This window comes from Sphingomonas sp. P4_G3, assembly GCF_056401105.1.
In genome coordinates, this window is sequence record NZ_JBFUJZ010000001.1 from 624081 (window position 1) to 639230 (window position 15150).

Consider the following 15150-nt stretch of genomic DNA (forward strand, 5'->3'; position numbering starts at 1 on the left):
CTAATCTAGGGTCTTCCGACGATTTGCCAAACTCGCAGAAAGTCGCCGGTTTCCGCGGCGTTCAGCCTTTCTTTGTCAATTTCTGCGACACCGCCTGAAACCTGTCGGAAAACCTTACACCCGACGATTGCACTGAGGCCGAAAAGGCAGGCGAAGACGATGATCAGGCTGTTCAAGCACTATGTGCCGCACGCCGTTTTGTTCCTGGGACTGCTCGACGTCGCGTTGCTGATCGCGGCGGCGGAGATCGCCTATTCGATTCGCCTCCACCAGCTCGGCAGCATCGTCGAGCCGATCGTCAATCGCTTGCCGCAACTCTTCACATTCGCCGTGTCGCTGGAAACCGCGATGATCGCGGTCGGGGTCTATGGCGCTGACGCGCTGCAATCGCTGCGTCGGGCGATCGCGCGCATCCTGGTCGCGATCTCGCTCGGCGTGATTTTCCTGTCGGTGCTGTACTTCCTGTCGCCGGCGATAACCTTCTGGCGATCGAACCTGTTCTACGCGATGGGAATCGCGCCGGTAGCGCTGATCGCCATCCGAATCCTGCTCGGCAAGATGCTGGGCAGCCATGTGTTCAAGCGCCGCGTCGTCGTGCTTGGCGCCGGCCCGCGCGCCGCGCGGCTGAAAGCCTTGCAGCAACAGCCCGGATCGGCCTTCGTCGTGGTCGGCTATGTCTCGATGAGCGAAGCCAACCGAGTGATCCCCGAAGCGATTGCGCGCGATGCGATCTACAATCTCGCCGACCATGTCGTGCTGCTCAACGCGAGCGAAGTGGTGCTGGCGCTCGAGGAGCGGCGCAACGCACTGCCGCTCAAGGACCTGTTGCGGATCAAAACCACCGGCGTCCATGTCAACGATATCTCGACCTTCCTCGAGCGCGAGACCGGCCGCGTCGACCTGCAGAGCGTCAATCCGAGCTGGCTGATCTTCTCCGACGGTTTCTCGTCGGGGCGGATGCTGTCGGGTGTGTTCAAGCGGCTGTTCGATATCACCGCCAGCCTGCTCCTGCTCCTGGTTGCGGGGCCGGTCATCCTGCTCACTGCGCTGGCGGTGAAGCTCGAGAGCAAAGGCCCGGCTTTCTATCGCCAGCGCCGCGTCGGCCTCTACGGCGTCGGGTTCGATTGCCTCAAGCTGCGCTCGATGCGCCAGGATGCCGAGGTCAACGGCCAGGCGGTGTGGGCCGAGAAGGACGATCCGCGCATCACCCGGATCGGCCGCTTCATCCGCAAGGTGCGGATCGACGAACTGCCGCAATGCTGGTCGGTACTGAAGGGGGAGATGAGCTTTGTCGGCCCGCGCCCCGAACGCCCGCAATTCGTCGAGGATCTCGAACAGCAGCTACCTTATTATGCCGAGCGCCACATGGTGAAGCCGGGCATTACCGGCTGGGCGCAGATCAATTATCCCTATGGCGCGTCGATCGAGGACAGCCGGCAGAAGCTCGAATACGATCTATATTACGCCAAGAATTATTCGCCGTTCCTCGATCTGTTGATCCTGCTCCAGACGATCCGCGTCGTGCTGTGGCCCGAGGGTGCGCGCTGATGTTGTTGGTACGGCACCGGCCCGCTCCCCCACCCGGCCTCCCATCTACGGTACTCTATGGGAGGCCGGGTGGGGGAGCGGGCCGGTGCGGCGCGGACACAGCGAAGCTGGGTCCCAAATAATGGCGGGGACAGTCATCCTTTGGGGCCACGCGCTTGCCGCCTTGCTGTTCGCGGTGCTGGCGCTGTCGCAATTGCGCGACGGCGCGGTCAGCGTGCCGCGCACCGCGTTCGTTGCGGCATTGGGTATCACCGCATTGTGGGCGCTGGCGGTCGCGGGAATCGGCAACCCCGATCTGACGGCGCGCGTGGCGGAAAGCCTGCGCAACATCGCCTGGCTCGCCTTCATGATGGCCTTGCTGCGGCGCGACGATTCTGCAGGCCGCGATCGCGCGGTGACGATGATCTATGGCGTGGTCGTGCTGGTCGCGCTTGCCGGAATCGTGCTGAGTGTGATCCAGGCGTCGGTGCCCGCCGACCTGGTCAAGGGTTTCGCGGCGGTGCGCATCCTGTTGCGGATGATGGTCGCGCTCGGCGCGCTGGTGCTGGTGCACCATCTCTATTCGGTCGCAGCACCCGGAGCCCGTGGTGGTATCCGGCTCGCGGTGGCGGCGCTCGCGATTATGTGGACGACCGATCTCGTAATGTACACGACGGCCTATCTCAGCGGCGACGGTTCGCAGGAATTGATCGCCGCACGCGGTCTGGTCATGATCGCAATCGTGCCTCTGCTGGCGATCGCGGTCCATCGTAACGGCGACTGGACGCTCAAATTGTCGCGAACGGTGACGTGGCAGTCGCTCTCGCTGGTCGCGCTGATGGCCTATGCCGTCGTCACGGTGCTGGCGATCAGCGCGATCGACAATTTCGGCGGCAGCTATGCGCGGCTGGCGCAGACCGCCTTCGTGTTCGGCTCGGCCGCCGCCTTGCTGACCTTGCTGTCGTCGCCGACGATCAAGGCCTGGCTGCGGGTGATGGTCGCCAAGCATCTGTTCAACCATCGCTATGATTATCGCGCCGAATGGTCGCGTTTCACCGATACGCTGGGCGCCCCCGGTGAGGGTGCGGCGCCGCTCGAGGAACGGATCGTCAAGGCGGTCGCCGACGTCACCGATTCCGCCGCGGGACTGCTGCTGGTGGCGGACGACGGGATGTTCGGTCTGGGCGCGACATGGAACTGGCTCGGTGCCGTGCCCGTCGCCATCGCCGGCGAGACGCTCGCGCAGGCGATGGCCGGGAACAGCCGGATCATCGAACTCGACGCGGTGCGCGCGGGTGAGGCGCCGCCAGACGAGCTCGCTGCGGTGCCGCAATGGATGCTCGACGAGCCGAGCGCCTGGGCGATCGTGCCGCTGGTCCACCTCAACCAGCTGATCGGCGCGATCCTGCTGGCGCGGCCGCCGATCGACCGCTCGCTCGACTGGGAGGATTTCGACCTGTTGCGCATCGCCGGGCGCCAAGTCGCAAGCTATCTGGCCGAGGCGCGCGCGCACGAAGCGCTGGCCGACGCTCGCCGCTTCGACGAGTTCAATCGCCGTTTCGCCTTCATCATGCACGACGTGAAGAATCTGGTGAGCCAGTTGACCCTGGTCGCGCGCAACGCCGAACGCCATGCCGACAATCCCGATTTCCGCGCCGACATGATCGCCACGTTGAAGGATTCGGTCGGGCGGATGAACGACCTGTTGGCACGTCTGTCGCAGCACAATTCGGCGCGGGTCGAGGACCCGGTGGCGGTCGAGCTGATGCCGATCGTCGAGCGCGTCATGCGGCGGCGCGGCGGCAGCCATCCGATCGCGGTCACGGGCAAGCGCGATGCCGTCGCGGTCGCCGATCCTGCGCGGCTCGAACAGGCGCTGGGGCATCTGATCCAGAACGCGATCGAGGCAAGCGCGCCGGGTGAACCGGTTGGCGTGGTGGTCGGGCGTGCGACGATCGAGGTGATCGATTCCGGTCCGGGGATGAGCGCGAGCTTCATCCGCGACCGGCTGTTCCGGCCGTTCACCTCGACCAAGAGTGGCGGGTTCGGGATCGGCGCGTTCGAGGCGCGCCAGGTTATTCAGGCGATGGGCGGCAAGCTCGACGTGGTCAGCCGCGAAGGCGAGGGCACGCGCTTCACCATCGCGCTTCGAGAGGCGCTCGCGCCAGTCAAGATGGAGCGGGCGGCATGAACACAGGCCCACGACCGAAATTGCTGATCGTCGAGGATGATGCCGGGCTGCAGCGCCAGTTGCGTTGGGCCTATGACGATTACGAAGTGATCGTGGCGGGCGACCGCCGCGAGGCGATCGACGCGGTGCGTGCCGAAGAACCGGCGGTGGTGACGCTCGATCTGGGCCTGCCGCCCGATCCTGACGGGGTTAGCGAAGGGTTCGCGACGCTTGCCGAGATCCTGCGGTTGAAGCCCGATACAAAGGTCATCGTCGCTTCCGGTCACGGCGCGCGCGAAAGCGCGTTGCGTGCGATCGCCGAGGGCGCGTGGGATTTCTATCAGAAACCGATCGACATCGACGCATTGGGCCTGATCGTCGCGCGCGCCTTCCATGTCCACGCGCTCGAGGAAGAGAATCGGCGTCTCGCCACCACGTCACGCGAGGCGTTGGGCGGGCTGATCACCGCCGCGCCCGAAATGCTCAAGGTCACCAGCATGATCGAGCGCGTCGCCAATGCCGACGTGTCAGTGATGCTGCTCGGGGCGAGCGGTACCGGCAAGGAAGTGCTGGCGCGCGGCCTGCACGAGAAATCGGGGCGCAGGGGCCAGTTCGTCGCGATCAATTGTGCGGCGATCCCCGAGACGTTGCTCGAGAGCGAATTGTTCGGCCACGAAAAGGGCGCGTTCACCGGCGCGGTCAAGACGACCGAAGGCAAGATCGAACTCGCCGATGGTGGGACCTTGTTCCTCGACGAAATCGGCGACGTGCCGCTGCCGCTCCAGGTCAAGTTGCTGCGCTTCCTGCAGGAACGGGTGATCGAGCGGGTCGGCGGACGCAAACCGATTGCGGTCGACACCAGGATCGTCTGCGCGACGCACCAGGACGTCGATGCGATGGTTGCCGGCGGGACGTTCCGCGAAGATCTCTATTATCGCCTGGCCGAGATCGTCGTGCGCATCCCCAGTCTGGCCGAGCGCACCGGCGATCCCGTGCTGCTCGCCAAGCATTTCCTGCACCATTACGCCAAGACCATGAACCGGCCGGTCACCGGCCTGTCGCCCGATGCGCTGAGTGCGATCGATGCCTGGGGCTGGCCGGGCAATGTGCGCGAACTCGAAAACCGCATGAAGCGCGCGGTGATCATGGCCGACGGCAAAAGCGTGACCGCGATCGATCTTGATCTTGCAGAGCGCGACACACCCGATCCGATCAACCTGAAGGCGGTGCGCGAGAGCGCCGACCGCAAGGCGATCCGCCACGCGCTGGCACGCGCCGAGGGCAATATCTCGAACACCGCCAAGCTGCTCGGGATCAGCCGTCCGACGCTCTACGATTTGCTCAAGAATTACGACCTCCATGCCTAGGACCGGGACCATGAAGACCATCGTCAAAAGCGCGCTGATCGGCGCGACCGCGATCGCCGCTATCATCGGTGTCACGGCGACGTTGACCGCACCGGCGCAGGCCGACGCGACCGGCGCGCGCACCGAATTGGGGTATAGTCTGGCGCTGCTCCAGGACGGCAATTTCAACGCCGCGCGGGCGCATGCCCAGGCGGCGGTCAAGCAAGATCCGCAATGGGGCGCCGCGCATGCGGTGTTGGCGAAGACCTTCCTTGCGCTGGGCGATGGCGTAGGCGCCGAATCCGAACTCGGTCGCGCCGCAGCAGCAGGGTTCGACATGAGCCGCGGGCATCAATTGCTGGCCGAAGCTTGGCTGTTGCAGGGCGACGCCAAGCGCGCGTTGGCCGAGGCGGCCAAGGCGGATCCCAGGTTCGGCGCCTATGCCACGCGCGTCACCGCGCGCGCGCTGGCGGCGCAGGGCAAAGCGGCCGAGGCGCAGGCGCTGCTCGGCGAATTGCTCGACGGCAATCCCGGCAATTCCTACGCCTGGTCCGATCTCGCGCGCATCCGCTATAGCGCGGGTGACATCGCCGGCGCGTCGGGTAACGCGCAAAAAGCGGTCGAGCTCGACCCCAACAATCTCGAGGCGTTGACCTTGCGCGGCGAATTAGTGCGCGAGCAATATGGCCTGAACGCCGCCTTGCCGTGGTTCGAGGCGGCGCTGCAGCGCGATGCTTATTACCATCCGGCGCTGATCGAATATGCCGCGACCTTGGGCGATCTCGGCCGTTACACCGATATGCTCGGCGCCACGCGGCGCGCGCTGGCCGCGCGGCCGGCGAGCCCGCAGGCCTTCTATCTCCAGGCGGTGCTCGCAGCGCGCGCGGAGAATTACGATCTCGCGCGCAGCATGATGGAGCGGACCGGCGGACGAATCGACGATCTGCCTGGCGCGTTGCTGCTTAACGGCACGCTCGCTTACCAGGCCGGCGCCTATGAACAGGCAATCGGGGCGTGGCGCGAGCTGGTTGGGCGACAGCCGATGAATATCACCGCGCGCCGTCTGCTCGGCGCGGCGCTGCTGCGGTCGGGGGATGCCAAGGGCGCACTCGACGTGCTGCGCCCGGTGGCGATGCGCGGCGATGCCGACAGCTATACATTGGGCCTGGTCGGGCGCGCGTTCGAGGCGACCGGTGAGCGCGACTGGGCCGCCAAATTCCTCGACCGCTCGGCCTGGCCGGTGCGCGCCGGGGCGACGCCGTTCGGCACCGACGACAGCCTCGCGGTGCTGACCGGCGCGGCCGACAAGGATCCGACCAACCCGGTGCTCGCGGTCACCGTGGTCCGCGGGCTGATCGATGCCGGGCAGGGCGATACCGCCTTGGCGCGGGCGCGCGCGCTACAGGCAGCGACGCCGGGCGCGCCGGCGGCGCATCTGCTGGTCGGCGACACGTTGATGACGATGGGCCGATATGGCGAGGCGGCCGATGCCTATCGCAAGGCCGCCGATATCAAGTTCGACGAGCCGACCATGTTGCGAACGGTCGATGCGCTCGATCAGGCGGGGCGTCGGCCCGAGGCGACCGGCGTGCTGGCGCTGTTCCTGACCCAACATCCCGAAAGCGTGCCTGCTTTGCGCCTTGCCGCGCATTGGCAAATCGCATCGGGCGACTGGGACGGGGCAGTCGAGACGCTGGAGGATTTGCGCGCCCGCGTCGGCTCGCGCGATTCAGGCCTGCTGTCCGAACTCGCCTACGCCAATGTCGGGGCGGACAATGTTGACGATGCCGTCTCCTATGGCGCGGCGGCTTACGACATCGCGCCGATGAGCCCGGCGGCGACCGATGCTTATGGCTGGGCGCTATATGCGGCAGGCGAGAATGCCAAGGCGATCGACCTGTTCGAGAAAGCTGCGTCGCTCGCCCCCAAGCAGAGCGGCATTCGCTGGCATTTGGCCCAAGTCTATGCCGATAGCGGCCGCAATGCCCAAGCGAAGGCTGCCATCGCGGCGTTGCTCGCCGATCCCGGCTTCACCGATCGCGCGCCGGCCCAGGCATTGCTCAAGACGCTGGGCTGAACGCGCCAAGCCGTGTAACGCGGCCGTCATGACCGACCCGCTCGACCGTATCGCCGCCGCGCTCGAACGCATTGCGCCGGCCGTCCCGGCCGATGCCGATCCGCTCGCGCATCCGGCCTATATCTGGCGCGACGGGCGCCTGGCCGCCGCGCGCAAGTTCGATCCGCTGCCGCTCGACCTCCTCTTGGGGATCGATGCACAAAAAGCCGCTCTGGTCGAGGATTTCGGCCGGCTGGCGGACGGCTTCGCCGCGCAGGACGTATTGTTGTGGGGGGCACGCGGAACCGGCAAGTCGGCGTTGGTCAAAAGCGCGGTGTCGGCGGTCCAGGCCGAGGGTCGCAAGCTCGCCTTGATCGAGGTCGGGGCGATGGACGGCCTACGGGCGCTGTTCGACCGGATCGACGGCCTGCCGCGCGCGTTCGTGCTGTTCCTCGACGATCTCGGCTTCGACGCCGGCGGGGATGCCCGTGCGCTGCGTTCGCTGCTCCAGGGCGGAGCGGAGGCGCGGCCAGCCAATGCGCGGTTGGTAGTAACCGCCAATCGCCGCCATCTGGTACCGCGCGACATCGCCGAACAGGAAAGCGCGATCAATCCGCGCGACAGCGTCGACGATCATCTCGCGCTTGCCGACCGATTCGGGCTTAGCCTTGGATTCCATGTCGTCGACCAGGCGGGTTATTTGGCGATCGTCCGTGCCTATGCCGACCGGTTCGGCTTGTCGTTCGATCCCGACGAAGCGGTCGGTTGGTCGACCCGTCGCGGCGGTCGGTCGGGGCGCGTGGCTTGGCACTACATCACTGATTTGGCTGGACGATCGGGCAAGAAGCTGCCTTTCTAAACCGATAAGGATCATTATCTGGCCGCATCGGCTTGACTTCGAGGGGCGTAACGATGCCCAGTCCATATATGGCCAGGATTGGCGAACTCGATCTGCCCGACCGGTTGTACCCGGCGGTACCGCGCTGGGCGACCCAGTGCGGCGTAGCGTTGTTGTGCGTCGGCGCGGCGGGTCTGATTCGCCTCGGGATCAATGTCCTGGCACCCGGTGCGGCAGTGTTCGCGCTGGTCTTCCCCGCGATCATGCTCGCCACGCTGTTCGCTCGGTGGCAGTCGGGGCTGCTGACCGCCGTCATTTCCGTCAGCTATGCGTTTTTCTTTATCTATCTGCCGGCGCCGGCGACCTCCCAAAGCGGCCCTTATTGGACTTTGTTCGCTATCGTCATTTCCGCCGGACTGACCGTATCGCTGGCCGAGACCTTTCGCCGGGCGGTGCATCGCGCGACGGCCGAGCGCGATCGCGAAATCGCCGACCGCGACCTGATGCTCAGCGAATTCGAGCATCGCGTGAAGAACAATTTCCAGATCGTCGCCAGCATCCTCGACATCCAGCGCCGTCGCGTCAGGGATCCGGCCGCCAGTGAAGCCCTGGCATCGGCGTTGATGCGCGTCGACAGCATCGCGCGCGCGCATCGCCATCTTTATCGCGACGGTCAGGCGAGCGAGGTGAATGTCAGCGAATATCTGAAGGACTTGTGCGACGCGCTGTCGGACGCCTTGCTGTTGCGCGGCGGCATCACGCTGACCTGCGATGCCGACGCCGCCCATATCCCGCGCGACCATGCGGTATCGATTGGCCTGGTCGTCAACGAGCTCGTCACCAACGCCGCCAAACATGCTTTTCAGGACCGGGAGACAGGAACGATCAGCGTAGCTTGGAAACATCTGCCCGCGGGCGGATGGCGGCTGACCGTGGCCGATGACGGCGTCGGGCTTCCGTCCGGGTCGCGCGCCAAGAGCAAGGATGGCGGGCTCGGCCAGAAATTGATCGAAGCGTTTGCCAAGCAGGCGGGCGGCACATTGACCACGGCGAGCGATGCCAACGGCTTGCGGGTAACGATGGATTTACCCGACTGAAACTTCGCGCCGCCGGGGCGTTGTGCGTCGGGCATGGAACAACTCTGGTTTATCACCAATCCGCATTCTGGCTCATCAGACGCAAAAAAGGCCGAGGCGATCGAAGCGGCCTGCACCGAACGCGGGCTGAGCTTCGTCGGGCGCACCGATTTCCCCGATCAGGCGATGCCGACGGCCGCAGATCTCGATCATGTCGGGGCGGACACCGTGGTCCTGTTCGCCGGAGACGGGACGATCAACGCGGCGTCGTGCGCGCTGGCGGCTTGGGATGGCGGCATCCTGATCCTGCCCGGCGGCACGATGAACATGCTCGCCAAGGTATTGCACGGCAACGCCGATCCGGCGGCGATCCTGGAAGCGGCGCACGAGCAGGAACAGCGCGTCGCGCTCGCTTATGTCGAGGCGGGAAAGCATCGCGCGCTGGTCGGGATGATCGTCGGGCCGGCGGCAAGCTGGTATCGCGCCCGCGAACATGTGCGCGAGGGCAGCCTGGGCCAGATTTGGCCGGCGATCCGCAAGGCCTGGCGGCGGACGTTCGGGCATGGCGTGCATTTGACCGGCGCACCTGGCTTCCCGCCCCGCGTCCAGGGCGCCTATATCCGGGCGCAAGATGATCATCTGCAAATCGCCGCGGTCAATGCGTGCGATGCCGGCGCGATCGCCGATCTCGGCTGGAATTGGGTGACCGGAGATTGGCTCGCGGCCCAGTCGGTGACCGAAATTCGCGCCCAGCAAGTGCGCATCGCCGAGCGCCGCCCGGTACTAGCCTTGTTCGACGGCGAGCCGCAGATGCTCGATCCGGGAACGACCATCACGGTCGGGCGTAGCAGGCAACAGTTCATCACCACCGTGAAAGAGCACGCATGATCCGACTGTTCCATGTCAGCGACGTCCATTTCGGACGCGAGGACAAAGCAGCGATCGCCTGGTTCGACGCGCTGGTCGCGGCCGAAAAGCCCGACGCGGTAGTGATGACCGGCGACTTGACGATGCGCGCACGGCGTCGCGAATTCGATGCGGGCCTGGCGTGGCTGCGATCGCTCGACCGGCCCGTCACTGTCGAGGTCGGCAACCACGACCTGCCCTATTTCAACCTGCTGGCCCGGATATTCACGCCTTATCGCCGGATTCGCGAGATCGAGCGCATGATCGAAAAGCCGGTCGAACTGCCGGGCATCGCGATCGTGCCGCTCAAGACCACCGCACGCGCGCAATTCCGGCTCAACTGGGCGTCGGGTCGTGTCAGCCGGCATGCGCTCGAGCAGGCGCTGGCGTTGGTGGACGCTGTACCCAAGGACAAACTGGTCTTCATCGCGTGCCATCATCCGCTGATCGAGCCGCACAAGCGCCTGTCGAAGCAGACGCATCGTGGCGCCGAGGCTTTGGAGGCACTGGTCAGGGCGGGGGCGCACGCGGTGCTGACGGGGCATGTCCACGACGCGTTCGACGTCGAACATCGCGACGGCGACGCTGTGGTGCGGATGATCGGCGCCGGCACCCTGTCCGAACGCACGCGCTCGACTCCGCCGTCGTTCAACGAGATCAGGATCGAGGACGGGGCGTTCGAGGTGGTGTGCCGCACGATGACGCCGCAGCCCGATGAGGTTTTGCCGGTGGAGGAGCCAGTGGCGGCGTAAAACCCCATTGGTTGGGCGATACCGACCACAAACCGATGTAGCCCTCTCCCGCTCGCGGGTGCACCGGGTCGGTCATGCCCCCGGCATGACCTGAACAGCGCGGGGCGCTGTTCACCCGGTGCAGGTTGGGTGAGGGTCTTCTTTCTTCTTCCAAGCGGAGGAGTTCAAGAAGAAGAAAGAAGACCCTCACCTTCCCACCGCCTTCGGCGGTGGGGCCCTCCCTCTCCCACAGGCGGGAGAGGGGCAAATGTCTGACGGCCCCTCAACGAGCGAGAGGGCTGAGCGCAAAGATATTCCCTCCCTGACCTATCCCATAACTCCCGGTAGGACTTGAGCTACCCGCAATCCCGGCTAGGCTCGCGGTCCATGCGCCATGCTTTAGCTCTGCTGCTCGCCGCCCCGCTGATGATCAGCGCCGGTCCCGCTTCGTACGAAACCCGCGTCGCCAATGTCCTGGCCAAGACGCCGTTGATCGACGGGCATAACGACTGGGCGGAGACGCTGACCGACAAAGCGGGCGATGCGCGCTGGACGATGGATCTGACGCGGCTCGATCCGGCCAAGTACAATACCGATATCACCCGGCTGCGCGCAGGGCATGTCGGCGGGCAATTCTGGTCGGTTTACGTTTCGGCCAATCTGTCCGGGCCCGAGCAGGTCAAGGAGACGCTCGATCAGATCGGGCTGATGAAGAGCATTTTCCAGCGCTATCCCAATGTCTTCGCCCCCGCGGTGACGGCGGCGGACGTGCGGCGCATCCACGCCTCGGGCCGGATCGCGTCGATGCTGGGGGTCGAAGGTGGCGGCCAGATCGACGGCAGCTTCTCGGTGTTGCGCGCCTATCGCGCGCTCGGCGCTTCCTATCTGACCCTGACTCACGTCAAGACGATCGAATGGGCGGATTCGGCGACCGACAATCCCCAGCATGACGGGCTGACCAAGTTCGGCGAGGCGGTGGTCCACGAGCTCAACCGGCTCGGCATGCTGGTCGATCTCAGCCACGTGAGCGAGGACACGATGATCGACGCGCTGCGCGTGTCCAAGGCCCCGGTGATCTTCTCGCATTCCTCGGCGCGCGCGCTCGACGACCATCCGCGCGATGTGTCCGACAAGGTGCTGAAACTGCTCGCCCAGAATGGCGGCGTGATCATGGTCAATTATGCCCCGAGCTATGTCTCCGAGGCCCGGCGGCAATGGGAAGCGGCGCGCAACGGTGAAAAGGCGAGCTACAATGCGCCGCCTTATGGCGGGCTCTATATCGGCCAGCCCGATCGCGCGAAGGCGGCGCTGGCGGAATGGGACAAGGCACATCCGCGCCCCGCGGTGACGCTGGCGATGGTCGCCGATCATATCGATCATGTCGTCAAGGTCGCGGGCATCGACCATGTCGGGATCGGATCGGATTTCGACGGCGTGGAAAGCTTGCCCGACGGACTCGACAGCGTCGCCACCTATCCGGCGTTGCTTGCCGAATTGATGCGCCGCGGCTGGAGCGACGAGATGATCGCCAAGCTGGCCGGAGGCAATGTGCTGCGCGTGATGGAAGGCGCCGAGCGTGTGGCCGCGTCGATGGCCAAGGAGCCGCCCGCTACCGCCACTGTATCGATGCTCGACGGTAAATGACGGACGCGCTCAAGACGAGGATCGCGACAGAGGCCGACATTCCCGCAATCTCGGCGCTGATGGATCGCGCGATCGGCGAATTGCAAAGCGACTACCTGACGCCCGAGCAGGTCGCGGCGAGCCGGTTGAGTATGGGGCTCGATACCCAGTTGATCGCCGACGGCACCTATGTCGTGGTCGAGGATGGCGACGGCCGCATCGTCGGCTGCGGCGGCTGGAGCTATCGCGCGACTTTATACGGTGGCGATGCCGGGGCGGTGGCGCGCGATGCGGCGGTGCTAGATCCCGCCAAGGACGCGGCGCGCATCCGGGCAATGTACACCGACCCCGGGTTCACCCGGCGCGGCATCGGCCGGATGGTGCTCGCGGCGAACGAGGCAGCCGCGCGGACGGCCGGGTTCACGCGGGCCGAACTGATGGGCACGTTGGCGGGAGAACCGCTCTATCGCGCATGCGGCTATGAGACGATCGAGCGCGTCGACAGCATGGCGGATCGCGACGTGCCGGTGCCGGGGGTGCGGATGGGGAAGGTGCTGGCCTGAGGACGGCAGCAGATGTCAGGCCGTTACTTCTTCAATCGTTCGGCCAGTTTTTTGCTGACGGGCATCGTAATTTCAACATTGCCCACCTGACCCAAAACCGGTGCCGAAGCGGTCGCTACATATGCGGAACCGGCCGTCGCAACAGGTTCTGGGCACGTGATGTGGCCATTGATCCCACAATTACCGCCAACGTCCCCGTGACCATCGATCATCGATCTTCCTTCAGGAAATTGCGGGTCCCGCGTCCTCGCAGTCCGAACACTTACCCCGCACCTCGATCACCGGGCGCACCGGCGAGAAACCCGCTGCTTCGGCCGCGTGGCGGACATTGTTGGCGATCTTGTCGTCGTCGATATGCGTGGTCTGTCCGCAGCTGTCGCAGACCAGGAAGATGCAATCGTGCAGGCAGTCGGGATGCGCGTTGGCTATATAGGCGTTCGAGCTTTCGACCCGGCGCGCCAGATTGGCACCGACGAACAAATCGAGGATGCGATAGACGCTGTTGGCCGCGACGCGGCGCCCCTCCGTTTTCGACACCGCGTCGGCGATGTCATAGGCGCTGGCCGGCTTGTCGAACTTGGCGAGCGCATCGAAGATGCTCGCGCGCATCGTCGTCCATTGCTCGCCGGATTTCTCCAGCGTCGCCTGCGCGACCTTGGTCAATTCGACGCCGGACGCCTCATGATGGTCGTGATGATGATGTGCGCCCATGCCCGGGAATTTAGGGATTGTGATGGGATAGAGCAATGGCCCAAGCGGGCCGGGTCGCCCAGGGCCTAGTGCGCTGCGCGCCGGTTGAGATCGTGGCCGAGCGCCAGGATCGCGACCCCGATCAGGGTCCACAAAGTCTCGCCGCCATTGCCATGGGGAAGCTGCATCGCGCCGGCCATCATGCCGAGCCCCAGCGATCCGGTGACCGCGGGCGCCATATAGCCATGTTCGAAGATGCCACGCCCCAGCGCCAACGCGCCCAGGATGATCGCGACGGTCAGTCCGATTTCGTGGAAAGCGGGGTTGAGCAGCATGCCGCCAGCGGTCGAGGCGAGCGCCACGAGCACCGCGCTGGCGAAGCAATGCACCGCGCACAGCCCCGACAGACCCATCGCATAGCGATCGAGCTGGGGGAAACGGGCCAACCAGGAAAGGCGAATCGCGGAATGCATCGAGCGCCCATCTAGGCCTAACCGCGCGACGTTACAATATTACATCAACAAAAATCGGCTGTGCCGGCATCGTCCGCCGACCCAGCGCCAGCGAAACCGGGGGAGCAGGGCTCCCCCGGTCGCGACTGTCAGAACGAAGCCCCGAGCGATACGACCACGCCGCTACGCGCGGCGTTCTTGCCATTGGCCAGGGTGAAGGTGCCATCGGTGTCGACATAGCTGACGCCGAACACCAATTGCTTGTAGGTCAGCGTCGCGCCCAACCCCCAATCGGTATATTCCTTGCCCAGCGACAGCCAACTCGGACCCCAGGTGTGGCCGAGATGCGCCGTCAGCCCGAGCGGAGTCTTCGGGATCGACGCCGACAGGTCGCCGGCGAGATAGACGTTGTCGTTGTTCTTGAACAAGCCGGTCTGGCCCTGGTCGAGTGCCAGCGCTTTTTGCTTGGGTGCGTAATTGACCGTGACCTTGCCGGTCACCGGCCCATAGGTATAGGCGATATCGGCATAAGGCTCGAAGAAATCGCCCTTGCTGTTGTCGCCGGCGGGGCGCGAGCGCGGATAGATGTAATAGAGTACGCCGGCGTCGAACGTGACGCCGCTATAGGTTTTCTTGAACCCGGCGATCGCGTCGATTTCCTGGCTGCCGGTGCCCGAGAAGGTGACATAGCCCGATGTCGACGAGCTCCAGACCGAGGCGTAGAAGCCCGACGAATGGGTGACCGTGAGCGATCCCTGGATCGCGGGCTGCAGGTTCGTCTGCGAAATGCCGCGGAAGCGGTAATCCGAGATCAAGGTCACCGAGCCGTTGATGGTGAAGGCCGGCGGCGGCGCGGTCGGGCCATCGCCCGCGGCAGGAGCGGCGGGCGCCGGTGCCGGATCGTCGACGGTCGCAACCGCGGCAGGGGTGCCGTTATCCGCCGACGTGGATGCCGCGGGCGCAGCCGCTGCATCGGGCGCCGGCGTCGTAGCGGGCAAGGGGTCCGCCAAGGCGGGAGTCGCAATGGCGAGCGCCAGCGCGCCAAGGCTGATGTGAGACAAGCGCATTATCTTCCTTTCGAAGCGAAAAGTGCGTTCGTCCCGCCTGCGGTACCGGTCCAGCCTCTGTATCGGCGAATGCCGATCGGGCCGTTGAGCCGGGTACACGCAGGC

Annotated in this window: 14 protein-coding genes; 10 read left to right on the plus strand and 4 right to left on the minus strand. The window is 65.4% G+C overall.

Features of this window, described 5'->3' with window-relative positions:
• Window positions 1–159: 159 nt before the first annotated feature.
• The 10 genes from AC1DQQ_RS02945 to AC1DQQ_RS02990 all read left to right on the plus strand — a co-directional run bounded on the left by AC1DQQ_RS02945 (window position 160) and on the right by AC1DQQ_RS02990 (window position 12836).
• Window positions 160–1548, plus strand: coding sequence for a TIGR03013 family XrtA/PEP-CTERM system glycosyltransferase (locus AC1DQQ_RS02945; protein WP_478028225.1), 1389 nt, complete (start codon window positions 160–162; stop codon window positions 1546–1548).
• A gap of 121 nt (window positions 1549–1669) precedes the next feature.
• Window positions 1670–3718, plus strand: a complete 2049-nt coding sequence (gene prsK / locus AC1DQQ_RS02950) for an XrtA/PEP-CTERM system histidine kinase PrsK (RefSeq protein ID WP_478028268.1) — start codon at window positions 1670–1672, stop codon at window positions 3716–3718.
• Window positions 3715–5064 (plus strand): PEP-CTERM-box response regulator transcription factor, encoded by a 1350-nt coding sequence (prsR, locus tag AC1DQQ_RS02955; protein ID WP_478040379.1) that lies wholly within the window; start codon window positions 3715–3717, stop codon window positions 5062–5064. Before prsK ends, prsR begins: the two co-directional genes overlap by 4 nt.
• Before the next feature lie 10 nt (window positions 5065–5074).
• Complete coding sequence (locus tag AC1DQQ_RS02960; RefSeq protein ID WP_478040380.1) at window positions 5075–7120, plus strand: tetratricopeptide repeat protein; 2046 nt, start codon at window positions 5075–5077, stop codon at window positions 7118–7120.
• Window positions 7121–7148: 28 nt separating this feature from the next.
• On the plus strand, window positions 7149–7958 hold the full coding sequence (locus tag AC1DQQ_RS02965; protein WP_478040381.1) for a DUF815 domain-containing protein: 810 nt from the start codon (window positions 7149–7151) through the stop codon (window positions 7956–7958).
• A gap of 53 nt (window positions 7959–8011) precedes the next feature.
• Window positions 8012–9034, plus strand: a complete 1023-nt coding sequence (locus tag AC1DQQ_RS02970) for a sensor histidine kinase (protein ID WP_478040382.1) — start codon at window positions 8012–8014, stop codon at window positions 9032–9034.
• 33 nt (window positions 9035–9067) lie between these two features.
• Window positions 9068–9901, plus strand: coding sequence for a diacylglycerol/lipid kinase family protein (locus AC1DQQ_RS02975; protein ID WP_478044210.1), 834 nt, complete (start codon window positions 9068–9070; stop codon window positions 9899–9901).
• Window positions 9898–10671: a metallophosphoesterase family protein gene (locus tag AC1DQQ_RS02980; RefSeq protein WP_478040384.1), complete on the plus strand. Its 774-nt coding sequence runs from the start codon at window positions 9898–9900 to the stop codon at window positions 10669–10671. The genes AC1DQQ_RS02975 and AC1DQQ_RS02980 overlap by 4 nt, the downstream gene beginning before the upstream one ends.
• A gap of 366 nt (window positions 10672–11037) precedes the next feature.
• Window positions 11038–12294, plus strand: coding sequence for a dipeptidase (locus tag AC1DQQ_RS02985; protein ID WP_478040385.1), 1257 nt, complete (start codon window positions 11038–11040; stop codon window positions 12292–12294).
• Complete coding sequence (locus tag AC1DQQ_RS02990; protein WP_478028282.1) at window positions 12291–12836, plus strand: GNAT family N-acetyltransferase; 546 nt, start codon at window positions 12291–12293, stop codon at window positions 12834–12836. Before AC1DQQ_RS02985 ends, AC1DQQ_RS02990 begins: the two co-directional genes overlap by 4 nt.
• Window positions 12837–12859: 23 nt before the next feature.
• Here AC1DQQ_RS02990 and AC1DQQ_RS02995 read toward each other — a convergent pair whose 3' ends face one another.
• From AC1DQQ_RS02995 to AC1DQQ_RS03010, 4 genes are all read right to left on the minus strand, one after another.
• Window positions 12860–13048, minus strand: a complete 189-nt coding sequence (locus AC1DQQ_RS02995; RefSeq protein ID WP_478040386.1) for a hypothetical protein — start codon at window positions 13046–13048, stop codon at window positions 12860–12862.
• 10 nt (window positions 13049–13058) lie between these two features.
• Window positions 13059–13547 (minus strand): Fur family transcriptional regulator, encoded by a 489-nt coding sequence (locus AC1DQQ_RS03000; protein WP_478028286.1) that lies wholly within the window; start codon window positions 13545–13547, stop codon window positions 13059–13061.
• 65 nt (window positions 13548–13612) lie between these two features.
• A complete protein-coding gene (locus tag AC1DQQ_RS03005) occupies window positions 13613–13999 on the minus strand; it encodes a MerC domain-containing protein (RefSeq protein WP_478028287.1) in 387 nt (128 codons plus the stop codon).
• Window positions 14000–14127: 128 nt separating this feature from the next.
• Window positions 14128–15045 carry a TorF family putative porin gene (locus AC1DQQ_RS03010; protein WP_478040387.1) on the minus strand — a complete coding sequence of 306 codons (918 nt, stop codon included), beginning with the start codon at window positions 15043–15045 and terminating at the stop codon, window positions 14128–14130.
• Between the last annotated feature and the right edge of the window lie 105 nt (window positions 15046–15150).